An 18,453-nucleotide genomic window follows, 5' to 3' on the forward strand; every position below is an offset into this window, starting at 1 on the left:
GGGTGGAGCAGCCCGGTAGCTCGTCAGGCTCATAACCTGAAGGTCGTCAGTTCAAATCTGGCCCCCGCAACCAAATCTACCAAAAACCCCGTCGCAAATCCGACGGGGTTTTCGTCGTTCCGGGGAAGCAACGGAGACACGGAAGGCGGTCGCTCGCGGCTCTTTTGCCGTGCGAGAAGACCGCGATTCTCGCGGCGATCTAGGTTTCCTGGCCATCGAGTTCGGCGAAAAATTCGGTGAGACAGACCAGAGTGCGCAGTGTGCCCTGATCCGTGATCTGCTCCGTCGCCTTGTTCACTCTGAAACGCGACGCAGCCGCTGGTTCAGTTCGATAGAGCTTCTGCTCGACATCCGAGAGGCCCACCGATGCGACCAACGCAGCCATCCCTCTGCCAAGTTCTCGCGGCGAGGTGCCAAGAAGGCTCGAGAACTGCATCAGGAGTTGCGAACTGGCATGGCTCAGGCCACGCTCGTAGCTGACATACTGCTCCTCGCCGATATGCAGAGCCTTTCCGACATCGGCCCGCTTCAATCGCGAGGCAAGCCGAAGACGCCGCATTCGATCGCCAACGATACGCCTGAATTCCGCCCGCCAGTCGCGATCGATCGGCGTCCTTCGATCTTGCTCCTTCAGCGTGCATCCATGCCCATGATGCAGTCAATAGCTGCAACCAGAGAGGTCCTGCCACGAATCGAGCGGGCAGGGTCGGCATCGGGCTTATGCTCGCTGCAGGGCGAGCATCATCATACTGCCGCCTATCGACAGGGGCAGCTGCGTACTACTCTTCGCTTCAGAGCGAACGACACGGTCGAGGATGCGAACCATGGCCCCCAAAACAGCCGGACAGATCCATATCGGCATCGGCGGCTGGGTGTTCGAACCCTGGCGTGGGACCTTCTATCCTGAGAATCTCTCGCAGAAGCGCGAGCTCGAATATGCCGCGAGCAAGCTGACCTCGATCGAGGTCAACGGCACCTATTACGGTTCGCAGAAGCCGGAGAGTTTCGCCAAATGGCGGGCGGAGACGCCCGATGGCTTCGTCTTCGCGCTGAAGGGCTCGCGCTTCTGCACCAATCGCCGGGTTCTGGCCGAAGCCGGGCCGTCCGTCGAGAAGTTCGTGACCTCCGGTCTCAGCGAGCTCAAGGAGAAGCTCGGGCCGATCAACTGGCAGTTCGTGGCGACCAAGACCTTCGACCCCGTCGATTTCGAGGCCTTCCTGAAGCTGCTGCCGAAGGAGGTCGATGGCATCAGGCTGCGCCATGCCGTCGAGGTGCGCCATCCCAGTTTCCGCTCGCCCGATTTCGTCGCGCTACTACGGGAACACGGCGTCGCGGCGATCATTTCGGGCGATTCCGATTTCCCCCAGATTGCCGATGTGACGGCGCCTTTCGTCTATGCGCGGATCATGGGGACCAGCGAGGCGGAGGCGCAGGGCTATCCGGCGAAAGAGCTCGACGCCTGGGCCGGCCGGGCCACGGACTGGGCCAAGGGTGGCGCGCCGGATGATCTGGAACTGGTCGCGCCGGCGGCGGAGACGGCGCCACGCGACGTGTTTCTCTATGTCATCAGCGGCGACAAGGTCCGCAATCCCGCCGCGGCGATGGCGCTGATCGAGCGCGTGCGCGGCTGAGGCCTACTCCGCGGCGTGCTGGGCCGCCGGCTCCTGGCAGACATCGACCCATTCTGCGCCGGTGAGCGCTGCCATCCGCTCGGGAGCGATGCGGACCATGCTGCGAGTCGAGCCGGCGGCCGGCAAGACGATGTCAAACGCCTTAAGCGAGACGTCGCAATAGATCGGTAGCGGCTCCGCCAGGCCGAACGGGCAGACGCCGCCGACCGGATGACCGGTGATGTCGGAGACTTCCTCTGCCGCGAGCATGCGCGGCTTGAAGCCGAACGCGGCCTTGGCTTTCCGGTTGTCGAGCCGGGCGTCGCCGCGAGCGACGAGCAGGACGACGCGCTCACCCAAGCGCAGTGACAGCGTCTTGGCGATACGGGCCGGCTCGACGCCGAAGGCTTCGGCAGCGAGCTGAACGGTCGCGCTGCTGCCCTCGGTGAGCTCGACTTCGATATCGGGAGCATGCTGCGCAAAAAAGGCACGGACGGATTCAAGGCTCACGCGACTTTCCTTCCAAATCGCCACCAGATCAGGGAAGCTACCAAGGCCGGCACGCCGAAGACGACGAGCAGGATCGGCGCTTCCTGCAGGAAGCTGTAGCCGGCTCGGGTGATGCCGACGATCAGATTGATCACCGAGACGGCGAACCAGAGCGGGATGAACAGCTTCATCGCGAAGACGATCGGATGCCGCCCGCCCGTGTTCAGCCGCGGCGCGATCAGGAGCAGCACGCCGAGCAAAGCGAAGCCGGCGGCGATGACCTTGACGGTGTGCATGCCGGCTTCCCCTCGCGGTCCTCAGTGCCGGAAATGGCGATGGCCGGTGAAGACCATGGCGAGGCCGGCCTCGTCGGCCGCCTTGATCACCTCGTCGTCGCGCATCGAGCCGCCGGGCTGGATCACCGCGGTGGCGCCGGCCTCCGCCGCGGCCAGCAGGCCGTCGGCGAAGGGGAAGAAGGCGTCGGAGGCGACCACCGCGCCCTTGGCCAGGCTCTCGGGCGCGCCGGCCGCCTTGGCGGCTTCGCCGGCCTTCCAGGCGGCGATGCGCGAGGAATCGACGCGGCTCATCTGGCCGGCGCCGACGCCGACCGTGGCGAGGCCCTTGGCATAGACGATCGCATTCGACTTGACGTGCTTGGCGACGCGGAAGGCGAAGCGCAGATCGGCGAGCTCGGCCTCGCTCGGCTGGCGCTTGGTCACGACCTTGAGTTCCATGTCGTCGACCACGGCATTGTCGCGTGCCTGGGCGAGGAAGCCGCCGGCGACGGTGCGCAGGGAAAGACCCGCCTTGCGGACATCCGGCAGGCCGCCGGTCAGGAGCAGGCGCAGGTTCTTCTTGGCGGCGACGAGCGCGATCGCCTCCTCGTCGGCGTCGGGGGCGATGATGACCTCGGTGAAGATCTCGACGATCTTCTTCGCAGCTTCAGCGTCGAGCTTGCGGTTCAGCGCGACGATGCCGCCAAAGGCCGAGACGGGATCGCAAGCGAGGGCCCGCTCATAGGCTTCGAGCAGCGAGCCGCCCTCGGCGACGCCGCAGGGATTGGCGTGCTTGACGATGACGCAGGCGGCGGTGCGGTCGGGGTCGAACTCGGCGACGCATTCGAAGGCGGCGTCGGTGTCGTTGATGTTGTTGTAGGAGAGCTGCTTGCCCTGGACCTGACGGGCGGTGGCGACGCCCGGACGCTGCTCCGGCGTACGGTAGAAAGCGGCCCATTGATGCGGGTTCTCGCCATAGCGCATGGTCTCGGCGAGGCTGCCGCCCAGCGCCCGGAAGGCCGGCGAGGTGTCGCCGAGCTCGCCAGCGAACCAGTTCGAGATCGCGGCGTCATACGCGGCGGTGCGCGAATAGGCCTTCTGCGCCAGCTTGCGGCGCAAGGTCAGCGTGGTCGCGCCCTTGTGCGTCTCGAGGTCGGCCAGCACGGCCGCATAATCGGAGGCCTCGACCACTACGGCGACGTCGTTGTGGTTCTTGGCGGCAGCGCGGATCATGGCGGGGCCGCCGATATCGATGTTCTCGATGCAGTCGTCATACGGCTTGCCTGCGGCAACCGTCGCCTCGAACGGATAGAGATTGACGACGAGCAGGTCGATCGGCGCGATGCCGTGACCGATCATCGAGGCCTGATGCTCCGGATGCGAGCGGATGGCCAGCAGGCCGCCATGGACCTTGGGATGCAGCGTCTTGACGCGCCCGTCCATCATCTCGGGGAAACCGGTCAGATCCGAGACGTCGGTGACGGCAAGGCCGGCCTCGGCGATCGCCTTGGCAGTGCCGCCGGTCGAAACCAGGGCAATGCCCAGGCGCGAGAGGGCGCGGGCGAAATCGATCAGCCCGGTCTTGTCGGAAACGGAAAGCAGCGCGCGTTCGACGCGGCGGAGTTCGTTCGGCATGGGAAGATCAGGTCCGGGTTGATGAGCGCGAGGCGCGGAATACTCGCGCGCGCCCTATCACGCCCGGGCTTTGCTGCAAAGCACAAGACGCCGCAGCCTTGCCTTGCGGCGAGGTCAGAGCGGCAGGTCAGGCTCGGCTTCGGCCTGTTCCTGCCGTGCCTCTTCGGCTTTGGTCCTGCGCTGCGCCGGCGTGCCGAGACGGGCGAAGCGCCAGATGAGCTGCGGCGTCGCCACGGCGTCGAACTCGACGACGAGCTGCGTGGTCTTGTGGCGGCCATCGGCGGCAGCGAAGAAGATGCTTTCTTCCAGCGCGACCCTGAGGCCGGAGGCCTCGAAGGCCCAGATTTCGCCGGAAGGCAGCGCGAGCAACGCGCCCTCGCCGTCGCGGATCAGGCTAGGCTTGACGTTGGGGTGCAGATGGAAGCGCGCGGCAGCCGGCAGGCTCGCCAGCGCGGTGGGCGGGCTCAAGCCGTCCTCGCCGACGAGTTCGCTGCCATTGCGGGACAGCAGCAGGCGGCGGGTGTGGACGGTGCCGAAGGCGCGCCGATAGCCATCATGGCTGCCGACCCATTCATGCCCATCCTCGCCGTCCTGGCGGGCGACGCGGACATCGGCCGGGCCGGCGATAATCCGCCGCTCGCCAAGCACCAGGCCGAAGACGGCGCTGGAGCGGTCGTTCAGCGTCACGGTCGAATGGGCGGCGGTGGCGCGGGCGGCGAGTTTGAGCTCGGGCGTGCCGAAGCGGCTGGCGCCGCAATTCACCACGATGCGCTGCGAGCCCGTCGACAATTCGAAGGAGAGGCAGCCGGCATGGGCCTCGATCGAGTTGGCACCGCGTGGGGGCGGCCCGGCCTCGACCACTACGATGCTGGTGCCGGCGCTGAGCCGGTCATAGCCGGAATAGGCGGCGTGCTCGATCGGCCGGGCGCGGACGTCATCATAGGCGGCGAGCGTCGCCATCAGATCGGGCGGCGTCGCGTTCATGCCATTGAACAGAGCGAGCGCGCCATCGCCATGCCGGAACAGCTTGAGATGCGGCATCATCCGGTCAATTCCCATGATGACGGCGCGGGGCGGTTCGAGCCCGCGCGCGGTGAAGGTCTCGCGCAGCGGCAGGAGATCGAGCAGGAGATCGATCAGGATGCGGGGATTGCGGCTGAGATGGCCGCCATCCGGCAGGATCTGCTGTTCCAGTTCGTCGGAGAGCGCGATCTCATAGCGGCGCAGCCGTCTTTCCTGGCCGTCGAGGCAAATGGCGGCAAAGCAGATCGCGATCAGGCATTGCAGCCGCGGCGCGCCTTCGACGGCGCCGGCGAGCGCGAGCTGGAGGCGCTCTGCCGTTTGCGCGACATGGCGGATGAAGCGCTCGTAGAAGGCATGGTCGGCGCCTTCGAGCAGGAGCGGCGAATGCGACAGGAAAGACATCAGCCGGCGGGCGATCACAGCCGGGCGGCGGGCGACCTCGTCGCGATCATGTCTGCGGGCGATGAACTCGTCGACGAGGGCACGGGCGTTGGCGCGGGCGATCGCGGTGTCGGCGGCCCGTAAGTGACGCAGCCAGACGAAGCCGCTCAGCGCCTCGGACCAGGCTTCGCTTGGGGCTGCGACCAGGAAAGGCGATTCGCCATGGCAGTTCACGGTGCGGCCGGCGAGCGCGAAGTAGCCGGCATAGATCTCGCTCGCCGTGGTCGGGTCGGCGGTGCGCAGGTCGTGCGGGGCGAAGAGCAGGCGGCTGGCGCGCAGGCGGCCGAACGGCCAGAGCGCGCGCTTGGCGCCGACGACCTGGCCGCGCGTGCGTCGCGCCGCCCTGCCGATGGCTGCCCGTGCCAGGCCTCCGCGCTCCGACCAGCCGTTCAATGAAATCTGCTGCCTCGCCGTCCCGCCGCCTCCCTGCGAAGGCGAATCCCCGATCGAGTCATGATCTTATCAGGCGACAAGCGTAAAATCCCGCCCATCCTGAAAGGCGTGGCGTTTCGCCGGCAAGCTGGTGCGGCAGCGTGCGCAATTCGCCCAGCGCCGTCAGCGCTTCGGCCTGGCCGCCGATTTCCTCGGGCTTGATTGGATCGCGGGCAAAGCCGTCGTTTCGCGCCAGGAATTCCTCGATCTGCGCCTCGCCTTCGGTGCGTTCCAATGAGCAGGTGCAGTAGATCAGGCGCCCGCCCGGCTTGGTGAGCCGCGCTGCCTGGTCGAGCAGGCGCGCCTGCAACGCGGCGAGCTTGGCGACATCCTCGGGCTGCTTGGCCCAGGCGACGTCGGGATGACGGCGGATCGTGCCGGTCGCGCTGCAGGGCGCGTCGAGCAGGACGCCGTCGAAGGGCTCGGCCTCGAAGGTCCCGACATCGGCGGTGACGACCTCGGCGCTGAGCCCAAGCCGGTCGAGATTGGCCTTGAGCCGGCGTAGGCGCGGGCCGGAGCGATCGACGGCAACGACTTCTGCGCCCGATTGTGCGAGCTGCACGGTCTTGCCGCCGGGCGCGGCGCAGAGATCGGCGATGCGCTCGCCTGGCTGGACATTGAGGAGCCGGGCGGGAAGAGCGGCGGCGGCATCCTGCACCCACCATTCGCCCTCAGTGAAGCCTGGCAGGCCGGTGACCGTGTCGCGCCCGCGCAGGCGCACCGAGCCGGTCGGCAGGACGATGCCGTCGAGCCTGGCGGCCCAGCCGGCCGGATCGGATTTGACGGTCAGATCGAGCGGCGGCTCCTCGGCATGGGCCGCGGCGATCGCCTTGGCGATGTCGGGGCCGTAGGTCTGCGTCCAGCTCTCGCGCAGCCAGTCGGGCGTATCGGTCAGCGGATCGAGCTCGGCGAGGATTGCTTCGCGCTCGCGCGCCAGCCGCCGCAGCACGGCATTGCCGAGCGAGGCGTAGCGAGAGGAGCGGGCGTCCTCGTGCAGTTGACGGATGGCGAGGTCGACCGCCGCATGGTCGGGCACGTCGAGGAAAAGCAACTGCGCGGCAGCGGCGACCATGATCGGCTCGAACGGGCCGGATTTGCGCGGGCTGCCGCGTTCGAGGCGGGCGCCGACCACCTGGCGGATCGTGCCGAGACGGCGGAAGGCGACTGTCGCGATCGCGCGCGCCAACCCGGCATCGGCGGGCTCCAGCCCTGCCGCCTGCGCCATCCGCTCGAAGGTTTCATCGAGCGCGGTGCCGGCGCGCAGCACCTCGTCGATCAGCGTTGTGGCGAGGCGGCGCGCAGCGAGGCCGGGGGCGTCGTCAGCCGGCGCGCGGTTTTCGTGAGGAGCTGCCATCTCAGCCCCAGGGCCCGGGCTCGCGGCCGCCGGCGAAGGGGTTCCGGCTCGCGCCACTCGTGAAGCCGCCACGGCTCGCGCCGACACCCATGGCGCGCGCCTGCTCCATCAGTGCGGCGATACGGTTGCCGGTGTCGGGGTGGGTCGAGAACAATGAATCCATGCCGCGGCCTGAGAGCGGGTTGATGATGAACATGTGCGCCGTAGCAGGCTTCGCCTCGGCCGTCTCGTTCGGGATGTGGGCAACGCCGCCGGCGATCTTGGCCAGCGCGTCGGCGAGCGCCACGGGATTGCCGCAGATCTCGCCGCCCATGCGGTCGGCTTCGTATTCGCGCGAGCGTGAGATCGCCATCTGGACGATGGTCGCCGCCAGCGGGGCGAGGATCATCAGCGCGATCTGGACGATGGCGTTGGGACGGTTGTCGCGCGAGCCGAAGAACATGCCGAAGGAGGCAAGGGACGAGATCGCGCCGGCCATCGTGGCGCTGATCGTCATGGTCAGCGTGTCGTGGTTCTTGATGTGGGCAAGCTCGTGCGCCATCACGCCGGCGAGCTCGTCATAGCTCAGCGTGCGGATGATACCGGTGGTCGCGGCGACCGCGGCGTTCTGCGGATTGCGGCCGGTGGCGAAGGCGTTCGGCTGGTCTTCCTGGATGATGTAGACGCGCGGCATCGGCATGTTGGCGCGCTGGGCGAGGTCGCGGACCATGCCGTAAAGTTCGGGCGCGCTACGCTCATCGACCTGCTGCGCGTTGTAGGCGGACAGCGCCAGCTTGTCCGAGTTCCAGTAGCTGAACAGGTTGGTCGCGACCGCGATGCCGAGCGCGATCAGCATGCCGCCGGCGCCGGCGAGCAGATAGCCGACCACGCCGAACAGCGCGGTCAGCGCCGCCATCAGCATGCCGGTGCGGACATAGTTCATGCAGGAACCCCTTCTTGCGTCGTCGTCCGGCATTGGACAGGCTCGCCGGAATGCGGTTTCGTCCCTATGTGGTGGGCGCGATGCCGATCCTGCAAGAGAATGACCGATGATGAGCGCGCAGACGAAAACGGATGAGGTCGAGACCAACGCTTCCGCGAAGGCATTGTCGCCGGCGGCGCAGCGGGCTCTCTCGGAGGCGCAGGCGCGCCGTGCCGCGATCGATGCGAGGGCGGCCGAGCTCGGCGAGCAGAAGGAAGTCGATGGCCGCGGCGGGCTCGAGCCGGTGCGCTATGACGACTGGGAAGTGAAGGGCATCGCCAGCGATTTCTGACGTGCTCGGGAGAGACATATTTCGTGAGTCATCCCGGATCTTCGCTTCGCTCAGTCCAGGATGACCAGGTAGCGTTGAACGCCGAACCTTCCGCGTGAAGGCGGATCAGGCTGCCCGCGCTCGCCGCGCTGGCGCGGTCGTGTCCTGACCTTCCGTGGTGCGGAAGGTGCTGACGAGGCGGTTCAGGCGTTCGATCTGATCGAGCAAGGCACGCGCCGACGCCGCGCTCTCCTCGGCCAAAGCGGCGTTGCTCTGGGTCATCTCGTCCATATGGCTGACGGTGCGCGCCATCTCGTCGATGCCGTTGGCCTGTTCTCCGGCGGCGGCGGCGATCTCGTTGACCGTGGCCGAGACCTGCATCGAGGCCTCTACGATCTTCTCCAGAGTCTCGCCGGCCTGCCGGACCAGGCGCACGCCCTCGACGACCTCGGTGTCGGAGGAGCCGATCAGGCCGGTGATGTCCTTGGCGGCCTCGGCCGAGCGTTGCGCGAGGGCACGCACCTCGGCGGCGACGACGGCAAAGCCACGTCCGGCATCGCCGGCGCGCGCAGCTTCGACCGCGGCGTTGAGCGCGAGCAGATTGGTCTGGAAGGCGATGCCGTCGATCACGCTGGTGATCTCGGAGATCTTCTTGGAGGCGCCCTCGATCCGCGCCATCGCCTCGATCGCATCCTTGACGATCTCGCCGCCGGTGCGGGCCACGGCCGAGGCGTTGTCGGCGAGCGTCACCGATTGCCGCGACGACTGCGCCGAGCTCTTGACCGAGGCGGTGAGCTCTTCGGTGGTCGCCGCGGTCTGCTGCAAGGCGGAGGCCTGCTGCTCGGTGCGCGAGGACAGGTCGTTGGCACCGCTGTTGATCTCCTGCGAGGAGGCGGCGATGGCAGAGGAACTCGTCTTGATGCTCGCGACCATCTCGCCGAGCTTGGCCATGGCGTCGTTGAAATGGTCGCGGATGCTGGCGTATTCGGCCGGCATGTCGTCGGCCATGCGATGAGTCAGGTCGCCGCGGGCGAGCGCCGCCATGCCGTTGCCGACATAGCCGATCGCCTTGTCGCGCTCCTTCGCCTTGGCTTCCTCGACGGCACGGGCCTCGGCCTCGATCTTCAGCCGGGCGGCCTCGGAGGCTTCGAGATACACCGAGATGGCATAGTCCATGTCGAGCAGGGCGGCCTTGACGATGGCGCCGATCTCGGCGCCGCGCTCGGCCGCGCCGGGGAGCTGGCCGCCGAAACGGCTCTTCGGCCAGCGCTCCTCCAGCACCTTGGCGAGCAGGTTCTCGAGCAGCAGGGCGTAACCGCCGATATACCAGCGCGGCTCCAGCCCGATCTTGGCGTGGATCTCGCCGACAGTCGTGACCGCGCGGACATAGTCCTGGTCGAACTGGCCCTTGGCGATGCGGTTCCAGTGCGAGATCTGGCGGTTCTTCGCGCCCTCCATATGGGCGGCATTGCTGAAGAAGGCCTTGGTCTCGGGGAACGCGGAAACCTGGGTGTAGAAGGCATCGAGCGCGCCGGGCAGGGCGCCGAGGATGCTCTTTTCCATCCCGGCGATGCGCCCGCGCGCCTCGCGGTCAAGCTGCATGAAGTCCAGCCGCCTGTCGAGCTGATCCCCTGACGACATGATGTGATCCCCCAACCACGATGCGCGGCCCCCTTTGGCCACTCTGGAATCAGAGCAAAGTATGGTTAAGAAATGAAGAATAGTTGCTTAGCTGGTTTCTTGCACCTTTTGCGTGTTGTGCCGTTTCGACAAGCCGCCGCTGATTGCAGAAGGGCAAAGCTGTTCTGACGGCGCGAATTCCGGTCGGGCAAAAACCGCGCTAAGAGGGCGGCGCATATCTGTCGGAACAGGCAAGGCATGAGCGGCGACGGCAAGAGAATCGAGGCGCTGCGGCGGCTCCTGACCGAGGCGTACCAGAAGCTGGGGCTGAAGCTCGGTTTCTCGCTTTGGGATGGCTCTCGCGTGCCGGCCGATTGGCCGACGGGCGGGCTGATGATCGCGATCCGCGATGCCGGCGTCGTCGCGGCGCTGCTGCGCAAGCCGAAGCTCGATACTTTGCTGCATCTGCACGTCTCCGACCGGATCGCGATCGAGAACGGCACGATCTTCGATCTCGCGGCGGCACGGCCCGACGGCAAGGTCGGCCGGCTGGCACGCGGCATCTCCAAGACGGCGGCGTTCGATGTGGCCAGGCACTTCCTGTTCGCGCCGGGCCAGGCGCCGCAGGCGGTTCAGCACATCAAGGGCGACGAGATCGCCCGTGACGGCAAGCCGGCGACCAACAAGGCCAATATCGCTCATCACTACGACGTCTCGAACGCATTCTACAGGCTCTTTCTCGACGAGCGCATGGTCTACACCTGCGCCTATTTCACCGAGGATCATGACGATCTCGAGCGGGCGCAGACCGACAAGCTCGAGATGATCTGCCGCAAGCTGCGCCTGAAGCCGGGCGACAAGCTGCTCGACATCGGCTGCGGCTGGGGTGCGCTGGTCTGTTATGCCGCCCAGCACTATGGCGTCGAGGCGCATGGCGTGACGCTGGCCGAGGAGCAGCTCAAGCTCGCGCGCGAGAAGGTCGAGGCGCTCGGCCTGGAGGACAAAGTCACGCTCCATCTCAAGGACTTCACCCAGATGGAGGGGGAGTTCGACAAGATCTCATCGATCGGCATGTTCGAGCATGTCGGCATCCGCAACCACCCGACCTATTTCCAGGCGGTGAACCGGCTGCTCAGGCCGCGCGGCCTGTATCTGCACCATACGATCTCGCGGCGGGCCAAGAAGACCGAGAAGGCCTTCAACAAGATGCCGGCCGAATACCGGGCCCTGGTCCGCTACATCTTCCCGGGCGGCGAGCTCGATCATCTGGGCATGTCGATCGCCAATCTCGAGCGCTACGGCTTCGAGGTCCATGATGTCGAGGGCTGGCGCGAGCATTACCAGCGCACGACGCGGCTCTGGTTCGAGCGGCTGAATGCGAACAAGGCGGCAGCCGAAGCGGAAATCGGGCCGGAGCGGACGCGGATGTGGCTGATCTATCTCGCCGGCTGCTCGCTCGCCTTCGAGCGTGGCGGGGCGCTGATCAACCAGACGCTGGTCTCGAAGCGGCGCAAGGGCCCGTCCGGGCTGCCGCTGACGCGGGTCGATCTCTATCGCTGAGCGCGCTTACGACAGGCGCAGGGCGAGGGGCCGAGCGCTGAAGCTCACGGCATCGGCGCCCGCTTCGGCGCGGGCATAGTGGAGGGCGTCGTCCCGGCTGCGGAAATAGCCGCCGCCGCGGCCATGGGTCTCGACCGCGATCCAATGGCCCTCGCGGTCGCGCCCGATCTTGAAATGCGGGCGGGTGGCTGAGGCGGCGGCGGTCGGCATGGCCGCCTCAAAAGAAACCGATCGTGGCGCCGAAGGCGAGACCTGCACCGAAGACGATCATCGAGGCGAGGGCCGCTTCGGCGACGGTGAAGAGCGTCTGGGCGTGGCCGGAGAGGACGGAGCGGGACAGCGTGAACATCGAAACCCCCAAGGGCCGAGCGTTGATGTTCCGGCCTTGCGGTGCTCTGCGCCGTTTTCGCGGGGGGCTCTGAAAATGCGAATGGCGCCCGAAGGGGCGCCATCAGGTCAGGCCAGGCTGTCAGACCTATTTCTTCACGAAGGCGTCGAGCTTGCCGTAATGTTCGGCCAGCAGATAGTAGAAGGTCAGGCGCGACTTGGTCTTGTCGGCCTTCATGTGATCGCAGGTCGCCTTGACGGTGGCGTCGAGGTCGGCACTCTTCAAGCCAAGCTTCTTCTTCAGGAAATTCTCGCGGACGCGTTCGAGTTCGGCGGGGTCGGAGCAGGCGACATAGCGGGTGTCGGGCTTGCTCATCACCAATGCATAGGCCTTGCTCATGCCGGCGAAGGCGGCCTCGTTGACAGGCTTCTTGGCGAACTTCTTGACGTCGGCGAGATGATCCATCGGGTACCCCTCTCTAGACATATCGGTTCGTAGGCGCGCTGCACGCAGCGTTAACCGCCATGGAAAACGATATCCGGCTTTTTTGTCGCAGGCGAGAGGAGGGGTTCAGGAAAATCCCGTCGATTGCCCGGTGTTTTCGTATTGCATCCGCGAGATGGCCGACCGGCGCCAGGGGTTGTTGAAGCAGGGGGCGGCAAGTGCTGCGATGCAGCAATCGCCCCGAGGACCTTTCAGCCATGAAGCCGACGATCCTGATGGCCCCGCGCATGCCGGCTCGCCTGGTGGCGCGCTTGCAGGAACGGTACGAGGTGCTCGGGCCGATGAGCCATCCCCGGCCGGAGGCATTGCCAGCCGGAGCCGAGGCAGCGCGCGCGCTCCTGACAGTCGGAACCTGGAAAACCGACGCGGCCCTGATCGAGGCCCTGCCCAATCTCGGCCTTATCGCTTGTTATGGCACGGGCAATGAAGGCGTGGAGCGGGCCGCTGCGAGGGCGCGCGGCATAATGGTCAGCAATGCCGCCGACGCCAATGCGACGAGCGTTGCCGAATTTGCGATGGGACTGATGCTGGCGAGCGCCCGGCAGATCGGAGCCGCCGAACGCTTCGCGCGGGCTGGCCGCTGGCAGGGCAACGCGATCGAGCGCATGGCGACGGTGCCGGGCCTGGCCGGTCGCAAGCTGGGCATTTTCGGGCTGGGTGCCATCGGCCAGCGCATTGCGGTGCGCGCTGCCGCCTTCGACATGACGATCGGCTACCATAACCGTTCGCCGCGTCCGGAACTACCTTATCAGTACCATGCCAGCCTGCTCGGCCTCGCCGAATGGGCCGATATCCTGATGGTCTCGGTCCGCGCGAGCGGCGAGACCCGGCACGCGATCGATGCGCGGATCCTGCGTGCTCTCGGTCCGGACGGTCATCTCGTGAACATATCGCGCGGCATCGCGGTCGACGAAGCCGCACTGATCGAGGCGCTGGAAAGCGGAACAATCGCGGGAGCCGCGCTCGACGTCTACGAGCACGAGCCCGCGATTCCGGATCGGCTCAAAGCGCTCGAGAACGTGGTGCTGACGCCGCATATCGCCGCGAACGCGGAATCGGCCCAGGTCGCGCAGCAGGAGCTGCTGCTCGCCAATCTGGAGGCATTCTTCGCCGGCCGACCGTTGCTGTCGCCAGTCGCACTCTAGAGCATTTTCGAGCGAAGTGGGCACCGGTTCGCGTGAAGAAAATGCGATAAGAGAAAGACTTAGAGCAATTCTGCGATTCGAAGAATTGCGGAATTGCTCTAGGTGCGAGGGACTTTGCCGCGTATCGGCTGTCAGGGCATCACGACGACGGGCGTCCCCATGCGGACTCGGGCGTAGAGATCGATGACGTCGCTGTTGTGCATCCGGAAGCAGCCATAGGAGGCGGCAGTGCCGACCGAGCGCGGGTTGTTGGTGCCATGGATGGCGTATTGGCCTCCGGGGCCGAGGCCGATGACGCGTGCGCCCATCGGATTGTTGGAGGCGCCGCCAGGGATCACGTCGGGCAGGCGCGGATTGTCGCGCTTGACCTCGGCCGGCGGGCTCCAGGCCGGATCGACCTGGAGTTCCTCGACATATTTGACGCCGCGCCACTGCTTGCCGGCCTTGCCGACGGCGATGGTGTAGCGCAGCGCCTGGCCGGGCGCGGCGATGTAGTAGAGCTTGCGCTCGGCGGTGCGGATCAGGATCGTGCCGGGCTGGTAGCGATAATCGGGGAAGTCGACGACCTCGCGCGCCTGGGCGGGACGCACCATGAGCAGCATCAGCAGCGAAAGCGCCGCCGCGGTGATGAAATCGATTGGTCCGTGCCGGCCCGCCATGGCCTCCTCCTTGCGTGTCCTGACGCTTTGGAGGCGGATTTGGACGGGCTCCCGGTGAATCGAGGGTTCAGCAGCATGGTGAACCCTCGATTCAGCATGAATCCGGGCTTAATCCCGTGTCAGGCGAATGGCCGCTGCAGGTCGGCGCTCAGGCCTTCTCGACGACGAGCGTCGCGCCATCGACCCGCACGACGCGGATCTCGGTGCCGGCGAGAAGCTCGGGGCCGGTGACGCGCCAGGAGGAATCGCCGATGCGGATGCGGCCTTCGCCGCCGGTCATCGTCGCCTCCAGCCTGAAGATCTTGCCGATCAGCTGGCGGCCGCGATCGTTCAGGCCGCTGGCGGTGTCGGGCTCGTCGCTGCGGTGGCGCGTGACGACGCGACCGATGACGACGGAGGCGACGGCGAGGCCTGCGAAGACCAGCCAGGCGCCCTGCCAGGCGAGCCCGGTCAGCCCGACCACGGCGCCGGTCAACAGTGCGGCGAGCCCGAGCCAGAGCAGGAAGACGCCGGGCGCCAGCATCTCGCCACCGACCAGGACGAGCCCGAGCACGATCCAGCCCCAGCCGCCGAAGGAGGCAAACCAGTCGAGCATGTCAGCCCTCCGTGCGACCTGCCGCCGGGACGGAGCCGGCGCGCCGGCTCGCCGCCGCATCCTCGCCGAACACGGCCCTCGTCAGCTGGGCAATGCCGCCGACGGTGCCGGCGAGTGCTGCAGCCTCGATCGGGACGATCACCACCTTGCTGTTGTGGGCGCTCGCGATCGCCTTCAGCGCCTCGGTATAACGCTCGGCGATCAGGAAGTTGGCGGCCTGGATGTCGCCCCTGCTGATCGCCTCGCTGACCATGGCGGTCGCGGCTGCCTCGGCCTGGGCCGAGCGCTCACGCGCCTCGGCGTCGCGGAAGGCCGCTTCCTTGCGGCCCTCGGCCGCGAGGATCTGCGATTGCTTCTGCCCTTCCGCCTTGAGGATCTCGGCCTGGCGCAGCCCCTCGGCCTCGAGCACGGCGGCGCGCTTCTCGCGCTCGGCCTTCATCTGCCGGTTCATCGCGCCGGCGATATCGGCCGGCGGCAGGATGTCCCTGATCTCGATGCGGGTGACCTTGACGCCCCAGGGCGAGGCGGCGGCGTCCATCACCCGCAGCAGCCGCTCATTGATCTCGTCGCGATGCGAGAGCAGCTGGTCGAGGTCCATCGAGCCGACCACGGTGCGGATATTGGTCATCGTCAAGACCATCAGCGCCTGGCCGAGATGGGAGACCTCGTAGCAGGCCTTGGCGGCATCGAGCACTTGGTAGAAGGCGGCGGCGTCGATGCGCACGCCGGCATTGTCCTTGGTGATGGCTTCCTGCGAGGGAATGTCGAGCACCTGCTCCATCACATTCACCTTGTGGCCGATGCGCTCGATATAGGGGATGATCAGCCCTAGGCCGGCCCCCAGCGTGCGCGAATAGCGGCCGAAGCGCTCGACCGTATAATTGAAGCCCTGCGGGATGGTGCGGACCCCGAGCGCGATGGTCAGGATGACCAGTGCGACCAGTGCGACGACGACGATGTCGAAGCCAGTGGGATTCATCTCAGCTCTCCGGCGCAATCGGGGACTTCGGTTCAAGCGTGCCTTTGCGAGCATCTGATGACGGCTCGCGCGGCGGCTTGCCTTCGAGGTAGCCGACGACCCGCCACATCATCGTGCCGACGGCATTGCATTCCTCGTCGCTGAGCACGCCCATCATCGCCTCGATCCGGGCGGCGTGGATCGCCAGCGCCTTGCGCGTCAGGACCTCGCCATCCCCGGTCAGCCAGAGGCGGCGCACGCGCCGGTCGGCCTCGTCATTGCGGCGCTCGATCAGGCCGCGCCGCTCGAGCTCGGGCAGGAGCATGCTCATGGCGCTGCGGCCGACCAGAAGCTTCTCGGCAAGCTGCTGCTGGGTCAGACCGGGGGTCCGGAAGACGTTGGCGAGCACATCGTAATGCGCCAGCTGGATGCCGAGCGGCGCCAGTGCCTCGGAGAAGACCTTTTTCCAGAGCTGGTGCATGCGCGCGACCGCGAGCCAGTTCTTGAAACGCGGCAGGTCCCAGGGAAGCCCCGACTTCACGGTGCTATTCGGCTCAGTTGCCGGTGCGGAAATTGGCTCTTGCATTTTGTTCATCGCTGAACATAATAGTTCAAGGCTGAACGAACAAGGTTTCCGATCATGCCCGGCACAGCGCTTCGCGTCATTCGTCCTCTCGTCCGCATCGGCAGTTTCATTGCTCCGCATACGGCCGGGCGCGCCGCCTTCAAGCTCTTCTGTACCCCGCCGCGCCCGCCCGGCCCACAGAGCCGGACCGGCAAGGCGATCATCGCCGCCCGCGGTAGGCTCGCGCCGGCGATCCGGCAGGCGGTATCCTACCCGTGCGGGACGGTCAGCGCCTATCTGTTCGAACCTGAGCCCCGCTTGCAAGATGGCGATGGTCCGGCGCCGACAGTGATCCTGCTGCATGGCTGGAACAGCGAGGCGGCGTTCATGACCGCTTTCGTGCAGCCCTTGCTGGCGCAGGGCTTCCGCGTCGTCGCCTTCGACATGCCGGCGCATGGCACCTCGACCGGGGCCGAGCTCAACATCCCGCTCGGGGTCGGCGCGCTCGCCGCGGTGGCGCGTGTCTTTGCGCCAGTGCATGCGATCGTGGCGCATTCCTTCGGCGGGGCGATCGCCCTGGCCGGGCTGGCGCGCAGCGTGCCGGGCCAGCCGCGGGTCAAGTCGAATCGGCTCGCGCTGGTCGCGGCGCCATCCTCCGTCACCACGATCACCCGCAATTTCGGCGCGACGATCGGGCTCGGCCGCCGCGGCCAGGCGGCGCTGGAGCGCCGCATCCACAGCGTCGCCGGCAATCCTGTCGAGGCCTTCGAGGGCTGCGGGCAGCTGGAGGCGATCGGCCTGCCGACCCTGGTGATCCATGACCGGCAGGACCGGGAACTCGACTTCCATCATGCGCAGGCGCTGGCGGCGGCCGGGCCGTTCGTCACCTTGCAGGAGACGAACGGGCTGGGACACCGGCGCATCCTGCAGGCCAGGCAGGTGGTGGAGAGCGTGACGCGCTTCGTGGTGGGGTAGCGTCCTAGCTCACACCCAGCCCATCAGCTCCCGGCGCACCACCGCCTCGATCACCTGCATGCCCTCCTCGGAATCGTTGAGGCAGGGCAGATAGGCGAACTCCTTGCCGCCGTTGTGCAGGAAGATCTCGCGGTTCTCGCCGTCGAGCTCTTCCAGCGTCTCCAGACAATCGGCCGAGAAGCCGGGCGCGACGATGGCGAGCGACTTGGTGCCGGCCTGCGCCAGCGCCTTCACGGTCTCGTCGGTATAGGGCTGCAGCCATTCGTCCGGTCCGAAGCGCGACTGGAAGGTCAGGCGGAAGCGCTCCGCGCTGAGGCCGAGCTTGTCGCGCAGCAGCCGGGCGGTGACGGCGCACTGGCAATAATAGGGGTCGCCCTTGAGCAGGTATTCCTTGGGCATGCCGTGCAGCGAGCAGAGGATCACCTCCGGCTCGAAGGAAAGCTTGCCGAGCGAGGCGCGGATCGAGGTGGCGAGCGCGTCGATATAGACCGGGTCGGCGTAGTAGGGATGGGCGACCCGCACCGTCGGCTGCCAGCGCATCTCCATCAGCGCGCGGAAGGCCTGGTCGCAGGCGGTCGCCGAGGTCGGCGCGGCATATTGCGGATAGAGCGGCACCAGCAGGATGCGGTCGCAGCCCTGCGCGAGCAGCGCCTTCAGGCGGCTCTTCACATCCGGCAGGCCGTAGCGCATCGCCCAGTCGACGGTGATGCGGCCATCGGCAGCGCCCGCCAGCCGCTCGGCGAGCTTCTCCGTCTGCGAGCGGGTGATCGTCTTGAGCGGACCCTCGTCGCGCTCATTGTTCCAGATCGTCGCGTAGTCCTTGCCCTTGCGGCTGGGCCGCGTCGACAGGATGATCAGATTGAGGATCGGCCACCATTTCCAGCGCGGTTCCTCGATGACGCGGCGGTCGGAGAGGAACTCCTTGAGATAGGCCCGCATCGGCTTGTAGGTGGTGCCCTCGGGCGTGCCGAGGTTCATCAGAAGCACGCCGATGCGGCCGCTTCTGATGCTGACGTGGTCGGGAGGCAAGCTCGGCTCGAGGTTCATCGCATC

At 66.9% G+C, this 18,453-nt stretch carries 21 protein-coding genes; 5 read left to right on the plus strand and 16 right to left on the minus strand.

Translation table 11 applies throughout. The annotated features are described in order from the left end of the window. Nucleotides 1-199 precede the first annotated feature (199 nt). Nucleotides 200-559 (minus strand): helix-turn-helix domain-containing protein, encoded by a 360-nt coding sequence (locus V7S63_RS22190; protein ID WP_336531808.1) that lies wholly within the window; start codon nucleotides 557-559, stop codon nucleotides 200-202. Between the two features lie 265 nt (nucleotides 560-824). On the opposite strand from V7S63_RS22190, the gene V7S63_RS22195 reads away from it, so the two are divergent. Further along, nucleotides 825-1,631, plus strand: a complete 807-nt coding sequence (locus tag V7S63_RS22195; RefSeq protein WP_336531809.1) for a DUF72 domain-containing protein — start codon at nucleotides 825-827, stop codon at nucleotides 1,629-1,631. A gap of 3 nt (nucleotides 1,632-1,634) precedes the next feature. On the opposite strand, the gene V7S63_RS22200 is transcribed toward V7S63_RS22195, so the two are convergent. From V7S63_RS22200 to htpX, 6 genes are all read right to left on the minus strand, one after another. Continuing rightward, nucleotides 1,635-2,120 (minus strand): YbaK/EbsC family protein, encoded by a 486-nt coding sequence (locus V7S63_RS22200; RefSeq protein ID WP_100964762.1) that lies wholly within the window; start codon nucleotides 2,118-2,120, stop codon nucleotides 1,635-1,637. After that, nucleotides 2,117-2,395: a hypothetical protein gene (locus V7S63_RS22205; protein WP_091841377.1), complete on the minus strand. Its 279-nt coding sequence runs from the start codon at nucleotides 2,393-2,395 to the stop codon at nucleotides 2,117-2,119. Before V7S63_RS22205 ends, V7S63_RS22200 begins: the two co-directional genes overlap by 4 nt. A gap of 21 nt (nucleotides 2,396-2,416) precedes the next feature. Beyond that, complete coding sequence (gene purH, locus V7S63_RS22210) at nucleotides 2,417-4,009, minus strand: bifunctional phosphoribosylaminoimidazolecarboxamide formyltransferase/IMP cyclohydrolase (protein WP_336531810.1); 1,593 nt, start codon at nucleotides 4,007-4,009, stop codon at nucleotides 2,417-2,419. A 114-nt stretch (nucleotides 4,010-4,123) separates the two neighbouring features. Continuing rightward, nucleotides 4,124-5,866, minus strand: a complete 1,743-nt coding sequence (locus V7S63_RS22215; RefSeq protein ID WP_336531811.1) for a heparinase II/III family protein — start codon at nucleotides 5,864-5,866, stop codon at nucleotides 4,124-4,126. A gap of 58 nt (nucleotides 5,867-5,924) precedes the next feature. Then, nucleotides 5,925-7,259 (minus strand): RsmB/NOP family class I SAM-dependent RNA methyltransferase, encoded by a 1,335-nt coding sequence (locus tag V7S63_RS22220; RefSeq protein WP_336531812.1) that lies wholly within the window; start codon nucleotides 7,257-7,259, stop codon nucleotides 5,925-5,927. Nucleotide 7,260: 1 nt separating this feature from the next. Next, the gene (gene htpX / locus V7S63_RS22225; protein WP_100964770.1) at nucleotides 7,261-8,181 is read right to left on the minus strand and encodes a zinc metalloprotease HtpX; all 921 of its coding nucleotides are present in this window, start codon (nucleotides 8,179-8,181) and stop codon (nucleotides 7,261-7,263) included. Nucleotides 8,182-8,290: 109 nt separating this feature from the next. On the opposite strand from htpX, the gene V7S63_RS22230 reads away from it, so the two are divergent. Further along, nucleotides 8,291-8,512, plus strand: a complete 222-nt coding sequence (locus V7S63_RS22230; protein ID WP_336531813.1) for a DUF1674 domain-containing protein — start codon at nucleotides 8,291-8,293, stop codon at nucleotides 8,510-8,512. 105 nt (nucleotides 8,513-8,617) lie between these two features. Here the strand turns inward: V7S63_RS22230 and V7S63_RS22235 are convergent, their stop codons facing one another. Then, nucleotides 8,618-10,132, minus strand: coding sequence for a globin-coupled sensor protein (locus tag V7S63_RS22235; RefSeq protein ID WP_100964772.1), 1,515 nt, complete (start codon nucleotides 10,130-10,132; stop codon nucleotides 8,618-8,620). Nucleotides 10,133-10,369: 237 nt separating this feature from the next. Here V7S63_RS22235 and V7S63_RS22240 point away from each other — a divergent pair, with 237 nt between their 5' ends. Continuing rightward, nucleotides 10,370-11,671, plus strand: a complete 1,302-nt coding sequence (locus V7S63_RS22240) for a class I SAM-dependent methyltransferase (protein WP_336531814.1) — start codon at nucleotides 10,370-10,372, stop codon at nucleotides 11,669-11,671. A 6-nt stretch (nucleotides 11,672-11,677) separates the two neighbouring features. On the opposite strand, the gene V7S63_RS22245 is transcribed toward V7S63_RS22240, so the two are convergent. From V7S63_RS22245 to V7S63_RS22255, 3 genes are all read right to left on the minus strand, one after another. Next, nucleotides 11,678-11,881, minus strand: coding sequence for a hypothetical protein (locus V7S63_RS22245; protein ID WP_091841394.1), 204 nt, complete (start codon nucleotides 11,879-11,881; stop codon nucleotides 11,678-11,680). Between the two features lie 7 nt (nucleotides 11,882-11,888). After that, entirely contained in the window at nucleotides 11,889-12,020 is a 132-nt protein-coding gene (locus V7S63_RS22250; RefSeq protein ID WP_336531815.1) for a hypothetical protein, read from the minus strand. Between the two features lie 126 nt (nucleotides 12,021-12,146). Continuing rightward, complete coding sequence (locus V7S63_RS22255; RefSeq protein WP_091841397.1) at nucleotides 12,147-12,464, minus strand: DUF2853 family protein; 318 nt, start codon at nucleotides 12,462-12,464, stop codon at nucleotides 12,147-12,149. A 236-nt stretch (nucleotides 12,465-12,700) separates the two neighbouring features. Here V7S63_RS22255 and V7S63_RS22260 point away from each other — a divergent pair, with 236 nt between their 5' ends. Then, complete coding sequence (locus tag V7S63_RS22260) at nucleotides 12,701-13,648, plus strand: 2-hydroxyacid dehydrogenase (protein WP_100964778.1); 948 nt, start codon at nucleotides 12,701-12,703, stop codon at nucleotides 13,646-13,648. A gap of 131 nt (nucleotides 13,649-13,779) precedes the next feature. On the opposite strand, the gene V7S63_RS22265 is transcribed toward V7S63_RS22260, so the two are convergent. The 4 genes from V7S63_RS22265 to V7S63_RS22280 all read right to left on the minus strand — a co-directional run bounded on the left by V7S63_RS22265 (nucleotide 13,780) and on the right by V7S63_RS22280 (nucleotide 16,446). Then, entirely contained in the window at nucleotides 13,780-14,307 is a 528-nt protein-coding gene (locus V7S63_RS22265) for a L,D-transpeptidase (protein WP_336531816.1), read from the minus strand. Nucleotides 14,308-14,455: 148 nt separating this feature from the next. After that, a complete protein-coding gene (locus tag V7S63_RS22270; protein ID WP_336531817.1) occupies nucleotides 14,456-14,902 on the minus strand; it encodes an NfeD family protein in 447 nt (148 codons plus the stop codon). A 1-nt stretch (nucleotide 14,903) separates the two neighbouring features. Then, nucleotides 14,904-15,881 (minus strand): SPFH domain-containing protein, encoded by a 978-nt coding sequence (locus V7S63_RS22275; RefSeq protein WP_336531818.1) that lies wholly within the window; start codon nucleotides 15,879-15,881, stop codon nucleotides 14,904-14,906. 1 nt (nucleotide 15,882) lies between these two features. Further along, nucleotides 15,883-16,446 (minus strand): MarR family winged helix-turn-helix transcriptional regulator, encoded by a 564-nt coding sequence (locus V7S63_RS22280; protein ID WP_442896502.1) that lies wholly within the window; start codon nucleotides 16,444-16,446, stop codon nucleotides 15,883-15,885. Between the two features lie 54 nt (nucleotides 16,447-16,500). On the opposite strand from V7S63_RS22280, the gene V7S63_RS22285 reads away from it, so the two are divergent. Next, nucleotides 16,501-17,400 (plus strand): alpha/beta fold hydrolase, encoded by a 900-nt coding sequence (locus tag V7S63_RS22285; RefSeq protein ID WP_336531819.1) that lies wholly within the window; start codon nucleotides 16,501-16,503, stop codon nucleotides 17,398-17,400. 9 nt (nucleotides 17,401-17,409) lie between these two features. Here V7S63_RS22285 and hemH read toward each other — a convergent pair whose 3' ends face one another. Continuing rightward, nucleotides 17,410-18,447 carry a ferrochelatase gene (gene hemH / locus V7S63_RS22290; RefSeq protein ID WP_336531820.1) on the minus strand — a complete coding sequence of 346 codons (1,038 nt, stop codon included), beginning with the start codon at nucleotides 18,445-18,447 and terminating at the stop codon, nucleotides 17,410-17,412. Nucleotides 18,448-18,453: the final 6 nt, after the last annotated feature.

The organism is Allobosea sp. CCNWLY174, assembly GCF_037120455.1.
Classification (GTDB): Bacteria; Pseudomonadota; Alphaproteobacteria; order Rhizobiales; family Beijerinckiaceae; genus Allobosea; species Allobosea lupini.

Coding starts and splice junctions, on each gene's coding strand:
- V7S63_RS22235 (WP_100964772.1), bottom strand. CDS start 10,132: ATGTCGTCAGGGGATCAGCTCGACAGGCGGCTGGACTTCATGCAGCTT.
- V7S63_RS22285 (WP_336531819.1), top strand. CDS start 16,501: ATGCCCGGCACAGCGCTTCGCGTCATTCGTCCTCTCGTCCGCATCGGC.
- V7S63_RS22280 (WP_442896502.1), bottom strand. CDS start 16,446: ATGCAAGAGCCAATTTCCGCACCGGCAACTGAGCCGAATAGCACCGTG.
- V7S63_RS22245 (WP_091841394.1), bottom strand. CDS start 11,881: ATGCCGACCGCCGCCGCCTCAGCCACCCGCCCGCATTTCAAGATCGGG.
- V7S63_RS22220 (WP_336531812.1), bottom strand. CDS start 7,259: ATGGCAGCTCCTCACGAAAACCGCGCGCCGGCTGACGACGCCCCCGGC.
- V7S63_RS22250 (WP_336531815.1), bottom strand. CDS start 12,020: ATGTTCACGCTGTCCCGCTCCGTCCTCTCCGGCCACGCCCAGACGCTC.
- V7S63_RS22270 (WP_336531817.1), bottom strand. CDS start 14,902: ATGCTCGACTGGTTTGCCTCCTTCGGCGGCTGGGGCTGGATCGTGCTC.
- V7S63_RS22195 (WP_336531809.1), top strand. CDS start 825: ATGGCCCCCAAAACAGCCGGACAGATCCATATCGGCATCGGCGGCTGG.
- V7S63_RS22230 (WP_336531813.1), top strand. CDS start 8,291: ATGAGCGCGCAGACGAAAACGGATGAGGTCGAGACCAACGCTTCCGCG.
- V7S63_RS22190 (WP_336531808.1), bottom strand. CDS start 559: ATGCGGCGTCTTCGGCTTGCCTCGCGATTGAAGCGGGCCGATGTCGGA.
- V7S63_RS22205 (WP_091841377.1), bottom strand. CDS start 2,395: ATGCACACCGTCAAGGTCATCGCCGCCGGCTTCGCTTTGCTCGGCGTG.
- purH (WP_336531810.1), bottom strand. CDS start 4,009: ATGCCGAACGAACTCCGCCGCGTCGAACGCGCGCTGCTTTCCGTTTCC.
- V7S63_RS22265 (WP_336531816.1), bottom strand. CDS start 14,307: ATGGCGGGCCGGCACGGACCAATCGATTTCATCACCGCGGCGGCGCTT.
- V7S63_RS22275 (WP_336531818.1), bottom strand. CDS start 15,881: ATGAATCCCACTGGCTTCGACATCGTCGTCGTCGCACTGGTCGCACTG.
- V7S63_RS22240 (WP_336531814.1), top strand. CDS start 10,370: ATGAGCGGCGACGGCAAGAGAATCGAGGCGCTGCGGCGGCTCCTGACC.
- V7S63_RS22260 (WP_100964778.1), top strand. CDS start 12,701: ATGAAGCCGACGATCCTGATGGCCCCGCGCATGCCGGCTCGCCTGGTG.
- htpX (WP_100964770.1), bottom strand. CDS start 8,181: ATGAACTATGTCCGCACCGGCATGCTGATGGCGGCGCTGACCGCGCTG.
- V7S63_RS22255 (WP_091841397.1), bottom strand. CDS start 12,464: ATGGATCATCTCGCCGACGTCAAGAAGTTCGCCAAGAAGCCTGTCAAC.
- hemH (WP_336531820.1), bottom strand. CDS start 18,447: ATGAACCTCGAGCCGAGCTTGCCTCCCGACCACGTCAGCATCAGAAGC.